14 protein-coding genes and 1 other RNA gene are annotated in these 17,471 nt (G+C 60.5%); 5 read left to right on the forward strand and 10 right to left on the reverse strand.

The genetic code is table 11. From position 1 onward, the window contains the following. Nucleotides 1-60: 60 nt before the first annotated feature. The 10 genes from rfaE1 to gyrA form a co-directional block, all read right to left on the reverse strand. Entirely contained in the window at nucleotides 61-1,005 is a 945-nt protein-coding gene (gene rfaE1, locus ACFQ95_RS03185) for a D-glycero-beta-D-manno-heptose-7-phosphate kinase (RefSeq protein ID WP_422829356.1), read from the reverse strand. Between the two features lie 95 nt (nucleotides 1,006-1,100). Next, nucleotides 1,101-2,258, reverse strand: a complete 1,158-nt coding sequence (lapB, locus tag ACFQ95_RS03190; protein WP_422829357.1) for a lipopolysaccharide assembly protein LapB — start codon at nucleotides 2,256-2,258, stop codon at nucleotides 1,101-1,103. Beyond that, complete coding sequence (locus ACFQ95_RS03195) at nucleotides 2,248-2,583, reverse strand: LapA family protein (protein ID WP_422829358.1); 336 nt, start codon at nucleotides 2,581-2,583, stop codon at nucleotides 2,248-2,250. The genes lapB and ACFQ95_RS03195 overlap by 11 nt, the downstream gene beginning before the upstream one ends. Nucleotides 2,584-2,640: 57 nt before the next feature. Continuing rightward, the gene (locus ACFQ95_RS03200; RefSeq protein ID WP_422829359.1) at nucleotides 2,641-2,961 is read right to left on the reverse strand and encodes an integration host factor subunit beta; all 321 of its coding nucleotides are present in this window, start codon (nucleotides 2,959-2,961) and stop codon (nucleotides 2,641-2,643) included. A gap of 186 nt (nucleotides 2,962-3,147) precedes the next feature. Next, nucleotides 3,148-4,833, reverse strand: a complete 1,686-nt coding sequence (gene rpsA, locus ACFQ95_RS03205; protein ID WP_422829360.1) for a 30S ribosomal protein S1 — start codon at nucleotides 4,831-4,833, stop codon at nucleotides 3,148-3,150. A 230-nt stretch (nucleotides 4,834-5,063) separates the two neighbouring features. Next, on the reverse strand, nucleotides 5,064-7,079 hold the full coding sequence (locus tag ACFQ95_RS03210; protein WP_422829361.1) for a bifunctional 3-phosphoshikimate 1-carboxyvinyltransferase/cytidylate kinase: 2,016 nt from the start codon (nucleotides 7,077-7,079) through the stop codon (nucleotides 5,064-5,066). Further along, nucleotides 7,079-7,957 carry a prephenate dehydrogenase gene (locus ACFQ95_RS03215; RefSeq protein ID WP_422829362.1) on the reverse strand — a complete coding sequence of 293 codons (879 nt, stop codon included), beginning with the start codon at nucleotides 7,955-7,957 and terminating at the stop codon, nucleotides 7,079-7,081. Before ACFQ95_RS03215 ends, ACFQ95_RS03210 begins: the two co-directional genes overlap by 1 nt. Nucleotides 7,958-7,968: 11 nt before the next feature. Then, nucleotides 7,969-9,087 carry a prephenate dehydratase gene (pheA, locus tag ACFQ95_RS03220; RefSeq protein WP_422829363.1) on the reverse strand — a complete coding sequence of 373 codons (1,119 nt, stop codon included), beginning with the start codon at nucleotides 9,085-9,087 and terminating at the stop codon, nucleotides 7,969-7,971. A gap of 3 nt (nucleotides 9,088-9,090) precedes the next feature. Next, nucleotides 9,091-10,209: a 3-phosphoserine/phosphohydroxythreonine transaminase gene (gene serC, locus ACFQ95_RS03225; protein WP_422829364.1), complete on the reverse strand. Its 1,119-nt coding sequence runs from the start codon at nucleotides 10,207-10,209 to the stop codon at nucleotides 9,091-9,093. Nucleotides 10,210-10,305: 96 nt separating this feature from the next. Continuing rightward, nucleotides 10,306-12,981, reverse strand: a complete 2,676-nt coding sequence (gene gyrA, locus ACFQ95_RS03230) for a DNA gyrase subunit A (protein ID WP_422829365.1) — start codon at nucleotides 12,979-12,981, stop codon at nucleotides 10,306-10,308. A 225-nt stretch (nucleotides 12,982-13,206) separates the two neighbouring features. On the opposite strand from gyrA, the gene ompA reads away from it, so the two are divergent. The 5 genes from ompA (at nucleotide 13,207) to ACFQ95_RS03255 (ending at nucleotide 17,432) form a co-directional block, all read left to right on the forward strand. Beyond that, the gene (ompA, locus tag ACFQ95_RS03235) at nucleotides 13,207-13,878 is read left to right on the forward strand and encodes an outer membrane protein OmpA (RefSeq protein ID WP_422829546.1); all 672 of its coding nucleotides are present in this window, start codon (nucleotides 13,207-13,209) and stop codon (nucleotides 13,876-13,878) included. Nucleotides 13,879-14,010: 132 nt separating this feature from the next. Continuing rightward, nucleotides 14,011-14,724 (forward strand): bifunctional 2-polyprenyl-6-hydroxyphenol methylase/3-demethylubiquinol 3-O-methyltransferase UbiG, encoded by a 714-nt coding sequence (gene ubiG, locus ACFQ95_RS03240; protein WP_422829547.1) that lies wholly within the window; start codon nucleotides 14,011-14,013, stop codon nucleotides 14,722-14,724. A gap of 12 nt (nucleotides 14,725-14,736) precedes the next feature. Further along, nucleotides 14,737-15,399: a phosphoglycolate phosphatase gene (gene gph / locus ACFQ95_RS03245; protein ID WP_422829366.1), complete on the forward strand. Its 663-nt coding sequence runs from the start codon at nucleotides 14,737-14,739 to the stop codon at nucleotides 15,397-15,399. A 32-nt stretch (nucleotides 15,400-15,431) separates the two neighbouring features. Beyond that, nucleotides 15,432-15,820, forward strand: a transfer-messenger RNA (tmRNA) gene (ssrA, locus tag ACFQ95_RS03250). A gap of 334 nt (nucleotides 15,821-16,154) precedes the next feature. After that, on the forward strand, nucleotides 16,155-17,432 hold the full coding sequence (locus tag ACFQ95_RS03255) for a helix-turn-helix domain-containing protein (RefSeq protein ID WP_422829367.1): 1,278 nt from the start codon (nucleotides 16,155-16,157) through the stop codon (nucleotides 17,430-17,432). Nucleotides 17,433-17,471: the final 39 nt, after the last annotated feature.

Below are 17,471 nucleotides of genomic sequence, written 5' to 3' on the forward strand. Positions count from 1 at the left end.
AGAGCTTAGTGCTTGGCGAGGGGGTTGGCGAAGCGACACGAAGTGCGCGAAGACTGGGGGTTAGCCATTAAACAGTTCGTCGTAGCTGACGGTGGCGGTGCCGAATTTGCCGACCACAATGCCGCCCGCGCGGTTGGCCGGGGGCATGGCGTCGCGCAACGACAGGCCGGCGGCGCACAGCGCGGCCAAGGTGGCGATCACGGTGTCGCCGGCGCCGGTCACGTCGAACACCTCGCGCGCCTGGGCACTGACGTGGAGCTCGCCTGCGGCGTCAAACAGCGTCATGCCTTCTTCGCTGCGTGTGAGCAGCAGGGCGTCGAGCGCCAGGTGCTCACGCAAGGCATGGGCCTTGGTGCGCAGGTCTTCTTCGCTGGTCCAGTCGCCGATGACGTGCTGCAACTCGGCGCGGTTGGGGGTCAGCACGCTGGCGCCGCGGTAGCGGGAGTAGTCGGAGCCCTTGGGGTCGATGAGCACGATTTTGTTCTGGCTGCGCGCCAGGGTGATCATGTCTTGCACGTGCGCCAGGCCACCCTTGCCGTAGTCGGAAAACAGCACCGCGTCGTGTTTGGGCAATAACGTGGCGAATTGGGCCGATTGCGAGGCCAGGATTTCGCTCTTGGGCGTGTTTTCAAAATCCATGCGCAGCAGTTGTTGCTGGCGGCCGATGACGCGTAGCTTGACCGTGGTTTTGAGCTCCGCATCACGCCCGAAGTGTGGTTTGATGCCGGTCTTGGCCACCAGGGCTTCGAGTTTGTGGCTGGCTTCGTCTTCACCCACGACGGTCAGCAGCGATGCCTGGGCACCGAGCGTGACCACGTTGTAAGCGACGTTGGCCGAGGCCCCAATCCGCTCTTCTTCGCGCGTGACGCGCACTACCGGCACCGGCGCTTCGGGGCTGATGCGATCGACCGCGCCGTACCAGTAGCGGTCGAGCATGGCGTCGCCCACCACCAGCACCTGGGCTGTGGCGAGTTGGGCGCGGGAGAGTGCGGAGAGGTTTGTCATCTTTTTTCTTCACTGCCGAGACAAAGTCGGCAACGGTTCATTCTAGAAAAAACGCCACGCAATCGGTTTCGACTGGCGCGTGGTGTTTCGCGCGATTACAGTTCTTCGACGCGTCTTGCCGGGTAGCTGTCCCAGGCCTGGCAGCCGGGGCATTGCCAGAAGTGTTGCTTGGCTTCAAAGCCACAAGCGGCACAGCGGTAACGCGTGAGCGGCTTGGTGGCGTGGTCCAGGGCGCGTTGCACCTGGGGGTGGAATTCTTCGTGCTGCAGGGTTTCGCCGGCAATCCAGCGCGCGGCGGCGACCAGTGATTTTTCGTGGTCCAGGTGCTGGGCGTAGCGCAGGCGCGCAGACTTGATCTCTGCTGGCGTGTCCCCCGCCATAGACACAATCGCCTCGAGCACATCGAGTGAAGGAAACTGCTGGTAGCTGGCTTCCAGGACGCTCAGCGCTTCGGCTTGGCGGTTGACCTGCTGCCCAGTGTTGGCCAGCATTTTGGCGGCCAGCGGCATGGCATTGGGCGCGGCCTGGGCAATGGTCAGCAAGGTGTCAAAGGCTTCTTGTGGTCGCCCGGTCTTGTTGAACAGATGCGCCAGGTCGAAGCGCGGGCGCGGTGATTGGGGTGCGATGGCGATGGCTTGCTCAAGCCGTTGTTGGGCTTCAGCCGGTTGACCGGCGGCCTGCAGCGTGGCGGCTTCTTCACACAGGTAATGCGCCATGCGGCCGCTGAACGTGCCCTGCGCCGAGGCTTCGAGTTTCTTGGCAATTGCCGCAGCGTGTGGCCAGTCGCGCGAACGTTCGTAGATCGATAAAAGGGCCAGTCGGCTTTGTTCTTCGAAGCGGCTGCCTTCGAGCTTTTGCAATGCGGCTTCGGCACGATCCAGCAGGCCGGCCTTCAGAAAATCGAGTGCCAGTGCGTGTTGCGCGCGATGCCGGTCGTCGACGCTCAGGTCACCGCGTGACAACAGGTGCTCGTGCACACGCACAGCACGTTCGTATTCGCCACGGCGGCGGAACAGATTGCCCAGGGCGAAGTGCAGCTCGGAGGTGTCGGGGTCCTTCTGCACGGCTTCGATGAAGGCATCGATGGCCTTGTCTTGCTGCTCGTTGAGCAGGAAGTTCAGGCCCTTGAAGTACGCCTTGGGGGCCTGGCGGTTTTCCAGCCGCAGTTGGCGCAGGTCAAAGCGTGAGGCCAGCCAGCCCAGCACAAATGCAAGCGGCAGGCCAAGCAGCAGCCAACTGAGGTCAAATTCCATGAGGCGGTTCGCTGAGCGGCTCAGAGGCCGTGTTGGTATAGGTGGGCGCTTCCTTGGGGGCGGCGGGTGCTGGAGCGGCGACCAGCGGCTGTGCCTTCCTGGCGGCCACGCGGTGTTTCCACCAGCGCGGCACCATGCCCAGCACACCCACGGCCAGGCCGGCGGCAAACGCGCTCAAGATCAGCAGCACCATGGGTGCGCGCCACTGCGTGCCAAAAAAGAAGTGCACGGCAGCGTCTTGCTGGTTGTTCAGCGCAAAAGCGAAAAGGGTAAAAAAAATGGCCGCCCTAAGTACCCACTTGAGCAGCCATATCAGGTTTTTCATTCTGGTCCTCTTTCGTGAGGATCATTCTAGCGAATCGAATCGCTCAAACCCGCATCCTTAAGCGCGTCGTGCGACGGGCTTTTCGTTGAGATCTTCGTTGCGTTCATCTACCGCTTCACGCAAGGCTTTGCCCGGCTTGAAGTGCGGTACGCGTTTCTCGGGGATGGCCACGCTTTCACCGCTACGCGGGTTGCGTCCCATACGCGGCGGGCGGCGGGTCACGGAGAAACTGCCGAAGCCACGGATCTCAATGCGGTGCCCACGGACCAGGGCCTCGCTGACGGCATCCAGTATGGTCTTGACGGCGTATTCAGCGTCACGGTGGGTGAGCTGGCTGAAACGGGCCGCGAGTTCTTCAACGAGGTCAGATCGGGTCATTGTTCTTGTGCAGTCGTTAGACCTGTTCAATATCTTTTTGGGGTGCGCAACGCCGAGGGGCGCGGTTTGACGTACTTGCGTGATTCCCGAAAGGATATTGAACAGGTTCTTAAGTTAAACAGGCCAACCCGCTTGCCTCGCAAGTCGAGTTGGCCTGTGCCTAACCAATCAACAATTAACTAGTGCTTAGTTATTGTTGTTGTCCAGCTTGGCGCGCAGCAGGGCGCCCAGGCTGGTGGTGCCGGCGTTTTCGCGGGCAGAAGCTTGGCTCAGAGCGGCCATGGCTTCGCCTTGATCCGCTGCATCCTTGGCCTTGATGGACAGTTGGATGTTGCGCGTCTTGCGGTCCACGTTCACCACCACGGCGGTGACTTCGTCGCCTTCCTTCAGCACGTTACGGGCATCTTCCACGCGGTCGCGCGAGATTTCCGAAGCACGCAGGTAGCCGATGATGTCTTCGCCGAGGTCGATTTCAGCGCCACGGGCGTCAACGGTCTTGACCTTGCCGGTCACCGTTTGGCCCTTGTCGTTCACGGTCACGAAGGTCGTGAAAGGATCGCTGTCGAGTTGCTTGATGCCCAGGCTGATACGTTCGCGGTCGACGTCAACGGCCAAAACGATGGCTTCAACTTCTTGACCCTTCTTGTAGTTGCGAACAGCGGCTTCGCCGGGTTCGTTCCACGACAGGTCGGACAAGTGCACCAGGCCGTCGATGCCGGCAGCCAGGCCAACGAACACGCCGAAGTCGGTGATCGACTTGATCGGGCCCTTGACGCGGTCGCCACGCTTGGTGTCTTGCGCGAATTCTTGCCATGGGTTGGCCTTGCATTGCTTCATGCCCAGGCTGATGCGGCGCTTGTCTTCGTCGATGTCCAGAACCATGACTTCGACTTCTTCACCCAGCGTGACCAGCTTGGCGGGAGCGATGTTCTTGTTGGTCCAGTCCATTTCGGACACGTGCACCAGACCTTCGATGCCTGGTTCGAGTTCCACGAATGCACCGTAGTCGGCGATGTTCGTGACCTTGCCGAACAGGCGGGTGCTTTGTGGGTAGCGGCGCGAAACACCCATCCATGGGTCGTCGCCCATTTGCTTCAGACCCAGCGAGACACGGTTCTTCTCGGTGTCGAACTTCAGGATCTTGGCGGTGATTTCTTGGCCAGCCGTCACCACTTCGCTTGGGTGACGGACGCGGCGCCATGCCATGTCGGTGATGTGCAACAGGCCGTCGATACCGCCCAGGTCAACGAACGCACCGTATTCGGTGATGTTCTTGACCACGCCTTGCACCACGGAACCTTCTTTCAGGGTTTCCATCAGCTTGGCGCGTTCTTCGCCCATGGAGGCTTCCACCACAGCGCGGCGGCTCAGCACCACGTTGTTGCGCTTGCGATCCAGCTTGATGACCTTGAATTCCATGGTCTTGTTCTCGTAGGGAGACAAGTCCTTGATGGGGCGGGTGTCGATCAGCGAACCGGGCAGGAATGCGCGGATGCCGTTGACCAGAACGGTCAGACCGCCCTTGACCTTGCCGCTGGTGGTGCCGGTAACGAATTCGCCGGATTCCAGGGACTTTTCCAGAGACATCCACGAAGCCAGACGCTTGGCGGTGTCGCGGCTGACGATGGTGTCGCCGTAGCCGTTTTCGATGGCAACGATGGCCACCGAGATGAATTCGCCAACCTGGACTTCAACTTCGCCCTTGTCGGACTTGAACTCTTCCAGTGGAACGTAAGCTTCGGACTTCAGACCAGCGTTGACGACCACGAAGTTGTGTTCGATACGGACGACTTCAGCGGTAACGACTTCACCCACGCGGGTTTCAGTACGTTGTTCCGATTCGGCGAATAGGTCGGCAAAAGATTCAGACATTGATTTTCCTAAACCACGTAGCAGGTTTACGGGAGCGGAACTGCGCCCGTTTCTAAGACTGTCGTGGCGGTATTGCGGTGATGAGCCGCAGGGGTTACGAGTTAAAAAACCACGCGTCACCAATGGGTGCGAAGGCAGCGCTTGCGGCCGGCAGCATTGAGGTGAAACGTGGACCTTTGGTGACCCGCAGCAACACAGGCTGCTGCGGTGTTGGCACCCGCCGCGGCTTCTTACGAGGCCTTGAACGGTTGCCGGCTTTGCCACCACGCCAACACCTGATCGACCGATTGCGTGATCGAAATTTCGGAGTTGTCGAGCGGTAAAGCGTCCTGCGCTGGCTTGAGGGGCGAGACCGCGCGGGATGAATCCCGTGCGTCGCGTGCCTCAAGGTCGGCGCGAAGACTGTCGATTGTAGTTGAAATCCCCTTTGAAATCAACTGCTTATGCCGGCGCTCCGCACGGCAGGCGGCGCTGGCCGTGAGGTAGACCTTCAAGGGGGCGTCGGGGAAGATCACCGTACCCATGTCGCGCCCGTCGGCCACCAGGCCCGGCAGACGGCGAAAGCTGTGTTGCAGGGCCACCAGGGCCACACGCACCGAGGGCAGAGCCGACACCTTGGAGGCGTTCATACCCGCTTCTTCGGTGCGGATTTGTTCGCTCACATCGTCGCCATCGAGCAACACCTTGCCCTGGATGAAACGCACGGGAAGCGTTTGCGCCATGGCGGCGATCTCGGCTTCATGCGCCGCGTCTATGAGCAAGCCACGGCGTAGCGCGGCCAGCGCGGTGACGCGGTACATGGCGCCAGAGTCCAGGAAGTGGTAGCCCAGGCGTGCGGCCACGGCCACGGCGACCGTGCCCTTGCCCGAGGCGGTGGGGCCGTCGACACAAATCACCGGAATGTTGGCGGTTGCGGTGTGGCACAGCGACAGCAGCGACTCGAAGTAGTCCGGGAAGGTCTTGGCGACGCATTTCGGGTCTTCGATACGCACCGGCAGACCGGCGGGGTTGAAGGCCGCAAGCGAAAAACACATGGCGACGCGATGGTCGTCGTAAGTGTGGATGCTGGCCGCGCGCCACTGTGCGGCGTCGGGCAGCGGCTGCACGGTGATGTAGTCGGCGCCTTCTTCCACCGTGGCGCCGAGCTTGCGCAGCTCGGTGGCCATGGCGGCGATGCGGTCGGTTTCCTTGACGCGCCAGCTGGCGATGTTGCGCAGCGTGCTCGGGCCGTCGGCGTAAAGCGCCATCACGGCCAGGGTCATGGCCGCATCGGGGATGTGGTTGCAATCGAGGTCCAGCGCCTTCAGCGGCCAGGCGCCACGCCGGACTTCCAGCCAGTTCGGGCCACCCTGGATTTCGGCGCCCATGGCGCGCGCGGCTTCAATAAAACGAATATCCCCCTGGATGGACGCTTCACCTACCCCTTCGATGCGAACCTTTTGGCCTGTTTTGCCCGCACCTATAGCGCCAAGTGCTATGAAATAGCTAGCGGATGAGGCGTCGGCTTCGACATGGATTTCGCCCGGCGACTGGTAGCGGCTGCCGGCCGGAATGATGAAACGTTGCCAGCCTTCGCGCCGCACCTGTATGCCAAAGCGTGCCAGCAGGTTGAGCGTGATCTCGATGTACGGTTTGGATATGAGTTCACCCACCACCTCAATCGTCACATCTTGTTGGGCGACCAGTGGCAGCGCCATCAGCAGCGCGGTGAGGAACTGGCTGGACACATCGCCACGCACACGGATAGGTGCGTCGAGTTGCAGGCGTGGGGCTGCGCCCTGGCCGCCGATTTGCAGCGGCGGGTAACCGGGATTGCCGGTGTAGGCCACCAGGCAACCAAGCTGGCGCAACGCATCCACCAGGTCGCCAATCGGCCGCTCGTGCATACGTGGCACACCATGCAGCGTGAAGTGGCCGCCGAGTACGGCGAGTGCGGCGGTGAGTGGGCGGATGGCGGTGCCGGCATTGCCCATGAACAGGTCGGCCTGCGTGACCTTGAGCTGGCCGTTGAGCCCTTCAATCGTCAGGCTGCTGCCGTTCTGTTGGATGGTGCAGCCCAATTGGCGCAGCGCGGCCAGCATGACCTGGGTGTCGTCCGAGTCCAGCAGATCGTGGATGGTGGTGGTGCCGGCGCTCAGAGCGGCCAGCAGCAAGACGCGGTTGGAAATGCTTTTGGAGCCCGGCAGCAGCACGCTGCCATCGGCGCTGTGCAGAGGGGGGAGGTCTAGGAAGGCGTTGCTGAACATTATTTTTGCGGCTTGAACGAGACCATGCGCCAGTCGGTGCGAGCATCGCTGGCCTGGGTGATCAGGCCTTCCAGCGCGTCGCCGTTCTGGTTTTCAATCATGTGCTCCATGGCCTGCAGCGTGCGCCGAAACGCCTGCGACTGGGCCAGCACTTCTTCTTTGTTGGCCAGCAACACATCGCGCCACATACGCGGGTCGCTGGCGGCAATGCGCGTGAAGTCGCGAAAACCGGGGCCGGCGAGCTTCAGGTATTCCTCGCCCTGGGGCTGCGTCAGCATGCTGTGCATCATGGCAAAGGCGATGAGGTGCGGCAGGTGGCTCACGGCGGCAAAGGCGGCGTCGTGCGACTCGGGCGTCATGGTCATCACGTGGCACTGCAGCGCGCTCCAGACCTCGGTGGCGCGGCGCACCTGCTCGGGCTGGGTGCGCTCTATCGGCGTCAAGATCACGTGTTTGCCGGTGTACAGGTCGGCGACGGCATGCTCTACCCCGGACACCTCTTTGCCCGTGATGGGGTGGGCCGGCACAAACGAGCCGACCTGCTCGCGCAATGCGCGGCGCGCGGCGTCGACCACGTCGCGCTTGGTGGAGCCCACGTCCATCACCAGTGTGTTCGGCGTGATCAGGTGTTTGATCGACTTGAAGGTGGCTTCGGTCGCGGCCACGGGCACGGCCAGCAGCACGATGTCGGCACCGGCCACGGCCAGCAGGGCTGACGGCGCTTCGATGTCGATCACACCAAGCTGTCGTGCCTGGGCGGTGGTGGAGGGTGACTTGCTGTAACCCACCACGCGTTTTACCAAGCCTGCGCGTTTGAGCGCCAGCGCAAACGAGCCGCCCATCAAGCCACAGCCGATCAGGCCAAGTTGTTCAAACATGGCGGGTTCTTTCAGGCGCTCAGCGGGTAGGTGCCTATGACCTTGTAGAACGCGCAGATCTCGCGCAGTTCTTTCAAGGCCTCTGCAATGTGCGGCTGGCTGGGGTGGCCGTCCAGGTCGATGTAGAAGAAATAGTCCCATTGGCCGGTGCGCGCGGGCCGCGACTCGAAACGCGTCATCGACACGCCGTGGCGCTTCAGCGGCAGCAGCAGATCGTGCATGGCGCCGGGTTTGTTCGGCACAGACACGACCAGGCTGGTGCAATCGCGGCCGGTGGCGTCTGGTGTGCTCAGCGTTTGCGGCAGGCAGATGACGGCGAAGCGGGTGCGGTTGTAGGCGTCGTCCTGGATGGCGTGGCCTATGATGTTCAGGCCGAACAAGGTTGCGGCGCGTTCGCTGGCGATGCCAGCCCATGTGGGGTTTTCAGATGCCAGGCGCGCGCCTTCGGCGTTGCTCGACACCGGGCGGCGCTCGGCGTTCGGCAGATGCTGGCTCAGCCAGGACTGGCACTGTGCCAGGGCTTGTGGATGGGCTGCGACGACTTCAATGCCATCGAGCGAGTTGTCTTTGCGCAGCAGGTGGTGGCGCACCAGCAGGCTGACTTCGCCGACCACGTGCACCGGTGAATGCAGGAACAGGTCTAGCGAACGCGTGACCACACCCTCGGTCGAGTTCTCCACACCCACCACGCCGTATTGCGATGCACCGGAGGCGGTGGCATGGAACACTTCGTCGAAATTGGCGCAGTAGACGAATTCCACCGCACTGCCGAAGTAGTCGAGTGCGGCTTGCTCGGTGAAGGTGCCCGGTGGGCCAAGCACGGCCACGCGCTGCGGCGATTCGAGTGCCAGGCAGGCGGACATGATTTCGCGCCAGATGGTGGCGACGTGCTGGCCCTTCAGCGGGCCGGTGTTGCCGTCCTGGATCTTCTGAATGACCTGGGCCACACGGTCGGGGCGGAAGAAGGGCGAGCCCTCGCGCTTCTTGATTTCACCGACTTGTTCGGCCACGTTGGCGCGGCGGTTCAGCAGCGACAGCAGTTGCTGGTCTATGCTGTCGATCTGCACACGCAGGTCGGCCAGGGTTGCGGGAGGGGTGCCCTCAGGGCTATGCGATTGGTCTGCGTGCATGGGTCAAGCCTGCTCTTTTTCGAATTCTTGCATGTAGTTCACCAAGGCCTGCACACCTGCTATGGGCATGGCGTTGTAGATGCTGGCGCGCATGCCGCCCACCGACTTGTGGCCCTTGAGCTGCAGCAGCCCGCGCGCTTTGGCGCCGGCCAGGAAGGCATCATTGCGCGACTCGTCGCGCAGGAAGAAGGGCACGTTCATGCGCGAGCGGCAGTTCACGTCGACCTTGTTGACGTAGAACTGCGAGGCGTCGATGGCGCGGTACAGCAGCTCGGCCTTGGCGATGTTGTGTTGTTCCATGGCGGCGATGCCGGTGAGGGCGCCGGCGGTTTGCTGCTTCAGCCACTTAAACGTCAACCCGGCGATGTAGATCGCGTAGGTGGGTGGCGTATTGAACATCGACTCGTTGTCGGCCACGGTCTTGTAGTTGAAGGCGCTGGGGCACACGGCAAGCGCGTGGCCGAGCAGGTCTTCGCGCACCACCACCAGCGTGACGCCGGCCGGGCCCAGGTTCTTTTGCGCGCCGCCAAAGGCCACGCCGACACGACTCCAGTCCACGGGGCGCGAGGCCACGTGTGAGGAGAAGTCGATCACCAGCGGGGTGTCGCTGCCCAGGGCCTTGAGGTCGGGCAGGGTGTGGAATTCCACGCCGTCTATGGTCTCGTTGGTGCAGATGTGTATGTAGCTGGCGTTGCGGCTCAGTTGCCAAGTGCTGGCGTCGGGCAGGCTGGTGTGGCCGGGCTTGCCGTTTAAGCCGGCATTGTTGGCCGCAATGTTGACCGTGCAGTACTTCTGCGCCTCTTTCTGCGACTTCTGGCTCCAGCTGCCGGTCACGACAAAGTCGGCCGTGCCGCCACGGCTCAGGTTCAGCGGCACGATGGCGTTTTCAGCCAGGCCGCCGCCCTGCATGAACAGAATCTTGAAGTTGGCGGGAACCGCCAGCAGTTCGCGGATATCGGCCTCGGCCTGCTCGTAGATAGAGATGAATTCTTTGCCGCGGTGGCTCATCTCCATCACGCTCATGCCGCTGCCGTGCCAGTTCAGCATTTCTGCAGCGGCCTGCTCCAGAACCTGTTGCGGGATGGCGGCGGGGCCGGCGGAGAAGTTGTAGGGGCGCTGCATAGTGTCTATGGGTAAAAACGGTTCCCTACGCTTTATGGAAAAGCGTAGGGTGCTATTGAAGTGCTAGCGTCTTGGCAAGACGACGAGGGGGAGGGCTTATGCGTCCGGTGCGCTGGCTTCGCCGGCATCACCACCTTCGCTTGGCTCACCCGACTCGCCAGATTCACCTGCGCCAGCGCCGTTGTCGTTGGCGTCGTTTTCCACGATGCGCTGCAGGCCACTGAGCTTGGAACCTTCGTCCAGACCGATCAGCGTGACGCCTTGCGTGGCGCGGCCCATTTCGCGGATTTCGCCCACGCGGGTGCGCACCAGCACACCCTTGTCGGTGATCAGCATGATCTCGTCGTCGGCGTGCACCAGCGTGGCGGCCACCACCTTGCCGTTGCGTTCGCTTTGCTGGATGGCGATCATGCCCTTGGTGCCACGGCCGTGGCGCGTGTATTCGTTGATGTTGGTGCGTTTGCCGTAGCCGTTTTCGGTGGCGGTGAGCACGCTTTGTTGCTCGTCTTCGGCCACCAGCATGGCGATCACGCCTTGGCCGTCTTCCAGCGTCATGCCGCGCACACCACGTGCGTTGCGGCCCATGGGGCGTACATCGTTTTCGTCAAAACGCACGGCCTTGCCGCCATCGCTGAACAACATCACGTCGTGTTCACCATCGGTCAGCGAGGCGCCGATCAGGAAATCGCCTTCGTCCAGGCCCACGGCAATGATGCCGGCCTTGCGCGGGTTGCTGAATTCGTCGAGTGCGGTCTTTTTCACGGTGCCCATGCTGGTCGCCATGAACACATATTGGTCGGCCGGGAAGGTGCGTTTGTCGCCGGTGAGTGCCAGCACCACGTTGATCTTCTCGCCTTCTTGCAGCGGGAACATGTTGACGATGGGGCGGCCACGTGAACCGCGCGAGCCCTGCGGCACTTCCCAGACCTTGAGCCAATACAAGCGGCCGCGGTTGGAGAAGCACAACAGGTAGTCGTGGGTGTTGGCGATGAAGAGTTGGTCCACCCAATCGTCGTCCTTGGTCGCCGTGGCTTGTTTGCCGCGTCCGCCGCGCTTTTGCGCCCGGTATTCGGATAGCGGCTGGCTCTTGATGTAGCCGCTGTGCGACAAGGTGACCACCATGTCGGTCGGGGTGATCAGGTCTTCGGTGCTGAGGTCGAACGAGCTGTGTTCGACCACGCTGCGGCGCGCGCCGATCTTCGATTGGCCGAACTCTTCGCGGATGGCGGTGAGTTCTTCGCCAATGATGATGGCGACACGCTCTGGCTTGGCCAGAATGTCGAGCAAGTCTTCGATTTCAGCCATCACCTGCTTGTACTCGGCGACGATTTTGTCTTGCTCCAGCCCCGTCAGACGTTGCAGACGCATCTGCAGAATTTCTTGCGCTTGGGTGTCAGACAGGCGGTACAGACCATCAGCGCCCATGCCAAAGTCTTTTTCCAGGCCGTCTGGGCGGTAGTCATCGGCATTGATCACGCCGCCGTCGGCGCGGGTGCGGGTGAGCATTTCGCGCACCAGCTTGCTGTCCCAGCGGCGCGCCATCAGTTCGGATTTGGCCACCGGCGGGGTGGGGGCGCCACGGATGATGGCGATGAAGTCGTCAATATTGGCCAGCGCAACGGCCAGGCCTTCCAGCACGTGGCCGCGTTCACGGGCCTTGCGCAGGTTGAAGATGGTGCGGCGCGTGACGACTTCGCGGCGGTGCTCCAGGAACACGGAGAGCAAATCGCGCAAATTGCACAGCTTTGGCTGGCCGTTGACCAGCGCCACCATGTTCATGCCGAAAGTGTCTTGCAGCTGGGTTTGCTTGTACAAATTGTTCAGCACCACCTCGGGCACTTCACCACGCTTGAGCTCGATCACCAGGCGCATGCCCGACTTGTCGGACTCATCCTGGATGTGGCTGATGCCTTCTATCTTCTTCTCGTGCACCAACTCGGCCATGCGCTCCTGCAGCGTCTTTTTATTGACCTGGTAGGGCAACTCGTCAACGATGATGGCCTGGCGCTGGCCCTTGTCTATGTCTTCAAAGTGGCAGCGCGCACGCATCACCACCTTGCCGCGGCCGGTGCGGTAGCCGTCGCGCACCCCGTTGATGCCGTAGATGATGCCGGCCGTGGGAAAGTCCGGCGCAGGGATGATCTCCATCAGCTCGTCGATCGTCGCTTCTGGGTGTCGCAATAGGTGCAAACACGCATCCACCACTTCGTTCAAGTTGTGTGGAGGAATGTTGGTCGCCATGCCCACCGCAATGCCCGATGAGCCGTTGACCAGCAGGTTCGGGAAGCGCGCCGGCATGACGTGCGGCTCTTGTTCACTGCCGTCGTAGTTGGGGCCGAAGTCGACGGTTTCCTTGTCCAGGTCGGCCAGCAACTCGTGGGCGATCTTGGACATGCGGATTTCGGTATACCGCATGGCGGCGGCGTTGTCGCCGTCCACCGAGCCGAAGTTGCCTTGACCGTCGACCAGCATATGGCGCAAGGAAAAGTCTTGCGCCATACGCACGATGGTTTCATACACCGCACTGTCTCCGTGCGGGTGGTATTTACCAATCACGTCGCCCACGATACGGGCAGACTTTTTATAGGGGCGGTTCCAGTCGTTATTCAGCTCGTGCATCGCGTACAACACGCGGCGGTGCACAGGTTTCAGACCATCACGGGCGTCGGGAAGGGCGCGGCCTACGATCACGCTCATGGCGTAATCTAAATAACTGCGCCGCATTTCCTCTTCAAGACTAATGGGCAGGGTTTCTTTTGCGAACTGAGTCATGAAGTTTTCTGAGTGAAGCGGCGAATAGATTCATTTTACGATCAACCCGTTGTCGTGCACGAGCAACACATCTAGGCAAATCGGCTTGCGTCCTACAACTGGAGCGTTGTTGACCCCTGGTTTCAGATTTGTGTGTGGCACAATTCACTGAACGCTCATGGTGGTGGTCATTGTGAGCGTCCTGTTTCGCAGCGCAGCTGCACCTTTTTCCCCAAGAGGAGAACCATGAAGAAATTGAATAAAGTGGCGATGCTGTTTGCCTCCGCAGCGTTGGTGACGGCCGCAGGCGCGCAAACACGTGTTGTCGCTGCTGACGGTGGCCCTACGATCGACAACTGGCAAAATGGCACCGGCGAATTGGTTTGGAAGAACGGTACCAATGAACTGTGCTGGCGCGATGCCAACTGGACGCCTGCTACGGCTGCCGAAGGTTGCGATGGCGCTTTGGTGAAACCAGCTCCTGCCGCAGTTGTGGCTCCTGCAGCTCCTGCACCAGCAGCCGCAGCACCAGCAGCAGCTCCAGCAGCTCCTGTGGTTGCCGCAACCAAGGTGACCTACGCTGCTGACGCATTCTTCGACTTCGACAAGTCTGTCCTCAAGCCAGAAGGCAAGGCCAAGTTGGACGACCTGACCAGCAAGATCAAGGGCATCAACCTGGAAGTCATCATCGCCGTTGGCCACACCGACTCTGTTGGTAGCGATGCATACAACCAGAAGCTGTCGGTTCGCCGTTCCGAAGCCGTGAAGGCTTACTTGGTGTCCAAGGGCATTGAAAAGAACCGCGTGTACACCGAAGGCAAGGGCGAGAAGCAACCTGTTGCTGACAACAAGACCGCCGAAGGCCGTGCGAAGAACCGTCGCGTGGAAATCGAAGTGGTTGGTACCCGCGCTCAGTAATTCGTTTACTGGTCGAAATATGCCGGACCTGTATCAGGTCTGGCATCAAAAGAGCCCCGCAAGCGTATCGCTGGCGGGGTTTTTTTATTTTGGTATTAAATTGACGCCCGGCATTTGTTGGGCGAGGTGTTTATGACAGATATACCGACACTGAACGCGGATCCGGCCGAATTGGCTAAGTTTTCCGAATTAGCCTATCGATGGTGGGATCCAGATAGTGAATTTCGGCCATTGCATCAAATCAATCCACTGCGCTTGGAGTGGATCAATGCCTTGGCCCCGCTGGAACAACGTAAAGTCCTGGATATTGGCTGTGGCGGCGGCATTCTTTCGGACTCCATGGCGCGCAAAGGCGCTTTTGTGACCGGAGTCGACCTTTCAACAAAAGCGTTGAAGGTGGCGCGCCTGCATGCCCTTGAGGCTGGAACCCCGAACATCGAGTACCGTGAAATCAGTGCGGAACAACTCGCGGCTGCGCAACCGGCCTCATTTGACATTGTCACTTGCATGGAAATGCTGGAGCACGTGCCCGACCCGGCTTCTGTGGTGCAAGCCTGCGCTGACTTGGTCAAGCCGGGTGGATGGGTGTTCTTTTCCACCATCAACCGCAACCTACGCTCGTTTATGTCGGCCATCGTCGGCGCCGAGTACTTGCTCAACATGATTCCTCGTGGCACACACGAATACGACAAGATGATTCGCCCCAGCGAATTGGCACGTTATGCGCGCAACGCCGGGCTGAACCTGCAGCAAACCAGCGGCCTGGAATACAACCCATTGACCAAGCGCTACTGGCTCAGCGCCAACACCAGCGTGAACTACATGATTGCCACGCGCAAGATTTAACCGAAAGTTGAGATGTTCAAAAACGCAGAAGTGGTGTTATTCGATCTGGATGGCACCTTGATCGACAGTGCCCCTGATCTAGGGGCCGCCGTCGACAAAATGCGCACCGACCGTGGCATGCCGTCACTGCCACTCGATCACTATCGGCCTATGGCTGGTGCGGGTGCGCGTGGCATGTTGGGCCTGGCGTTTGGCATGACGCCCGAGCATGCGGACTTCCCGGCCATGCGTGAAGAGTTCTTTCGCAATTACGAATCCGATTTAACCGCCCGTACGACCGTTTTTGATGGCGTGGCCGATTTGCTGCAGCAATTGGCCGCACGCGGCCTGCGCTGGGGTGTGGTCACCAACAAGGCTGAGCGGTTCTCCATTCCCCTCACCAAGGCCATGCCGCTGTTCAGCACATCTGGCACTCTGGTCTGTGGTGACACCACGCCGCATGCCAAACCGCACCCCGAGCCATTGCTGGAGGCCATGCGGCGCATGGGTGTTGCGCCCGCCCAATGTATCTATGTGGGCGACGACGAGCGCGACATCGTGGCAGGTCGCGCTGCCAATGTCGGCACTGTGGCAGCCGCTTATGGCTACCTTGGCAGCGGTGCAGGGCCTGCCGGTTGGGGCGCCGATTTGACGATATCGTCTCCGGCAGAGTTGCTGAAGGCATTGCGCCCTTGAACTTGGCCAAAGTGACCTAAAATAGACGGCTTGGGGCTGCACTGGTTTCGACGTGGGTTCGGACGCGCAGCAGGGCATGTCGAGGTTCTGTCACCTCGTTAAACAGCAGAAAAATCCTAACTGCAAACGACGAACGTTTCGCACTCGCCGCTTAATTGCGCGTGAGCCTCGCAACAGCAAGCCAATAGGCTGGGCAAGGGTTGCAACGCCGCAAGGTGTTGCAGTCCAGGCTGCGGGGTAATCTTATTTGGCTGGGCTTGCCTTGGGTAACTTAGGGCAGGTCGAGAAAATAGGTTGCTGGCGTTTTGCATAGCGTGCCACTGCGCGATGTAAAAGGCGAGACTTAAATCAGACGGCTACACATGTAGAACTGTTCGAAGAAGGCTTGCGGACGGGGGTTCAAATCCCCCCAGCTCCACCACCACACCCTCCAAGGCCGTTTGCTGAAGTCCAGCAAACGGCCTTTTTCTTTGTGTCATCCATGGCAGGCATGCTGTCTGGTCCCTATCCCGCCCGGGGGGCTCCAAAAATCCAGCAGCATACGGCGCGCGTTCGTCTGCCTGGTGTTGATGCTTTTGCGGACTCCCCGACTTGCTGATAGGTGCCTGGGTTAAACCTGTTCCCTGGACTTGTTCGCGCACCAGCGAGTGTGGTGGAGCTGCGGTGCCTGGTCTGGCGAGGACAACTGAAGCACTGAGAATTTTCAATAAAGATATAAAAGTTATCTTATTGGAAATTCGTGCCACAATCGTGTGATGGTCAAGGCGTTGAACTCCTCTCGCAATATTCTTGCCGGCACAGACTCTGCAAACGTTTTGCCGACGAGTGCGATTTCTGCACCGGACCCGGCCACCAAGCTTTTCTCTGGTGTGGAAGAGCTAGAAGTCATTGGTGCCCGTTTGCGTCAATTGCGTGAATCCAAAGGCTTGTCGATGAAGCGATTGGCTGGGCTCAGCGGTGTAAGCGTGCCAGCGCTGCAACGCATAGAGGTGGGAACGTCGAGTACAGGACTGGCCACGGCGTTGGCGCTGTGTCACGGGCTTGATGAACCTCTTGAACACCTCGTTGGCCTGCCGCGTCGCGAGAGCAGGGCGCAGGCGTTCTCGCATATCGCCTTGCCAGCGTGCCCCAGCAATACAGTTGATCTGACGGGTGCGCTTGCGGCAGCACACCTGCAGAGCAGGGTTGTCTTCATTCGAGTTGGCGCCTCGGAAATGATTGCCAGTGATGTGGCGGTGGGCGCCTTGTTCGCTTTTGTGTTGAAAGGCACATTGCGAGTCATGTTTGCAGATGGAGAGAGCCTGACGCTTCATTCTGGGGACTCGCTGCACCTCTGTATGCCGGATGGCGTGGAAGTGAAGAATCTGGGGTTGAGCGATGTGGAACTGCTGTGCTGCGTGGACACGCGAGAGCGTGAAATGCTGCGGGAAGGCCTCAGCCCCGACGCAAGCGACAGGCCTGACAACACGCCCGTGGGGCAGCGAATCAAGACGCTGCGCACCTCCAGGAAAACCAGTCTTTCAGAGCTGGCAGCCAGGAGTGGTGTGTCGGCTAGCACCATCAGCAAGATTGAAAACAGCCAGGCCCGCCCCAGCCTTGTGCAAGCCATTCGGCTGGCTGAGGCTCTGGAGGCCAACCTCGCTTTCCTGGCGGGAGGCTACCGCCATCGGCCACAGAAACGCTGCACGGTACGCGCTGGCGATCGGAACTCGATGCCGTACCCCGAGTTTGGCTTCGCTCTGGAAGATCTGAATGGATCGTTTTATGCCAATGTTCTGGAAGCGCGGCTCGGTGTATTGAACCCCGGCGCTCATTCCGGTCAGGAGCACATGGTGCACGCTGGAGATGAACTTTGCTTTGTGATGGAAGGCGCCATGCGGTTCCGTTTCGACACAGAAAGCGGCGTGAAAACGGTCGACTTGTCCGCCAGAGAGTGTTTGCAATTCAAGTCCACCATGCCGCATTCCTGGGTGAACACACATGGCGGACCAACAACCGTGCTTTGGGTTTTTTCAGACGGTCTCTCTTTCTAGTCGCAGCGGCTTTTTCTTTCGTTTCACCAAAGGGGGTTT

Source organism: Variovorax sp. HJSM1_2, assembly GCF_049316285.1.
In the GTDB taxonomy this organism is placed as follows: Bacteria; Pseudomonadota; Gammaproteobacteria; order Burkholderiales; family Burkholderiaceae_C; genus Rhodoferax_B.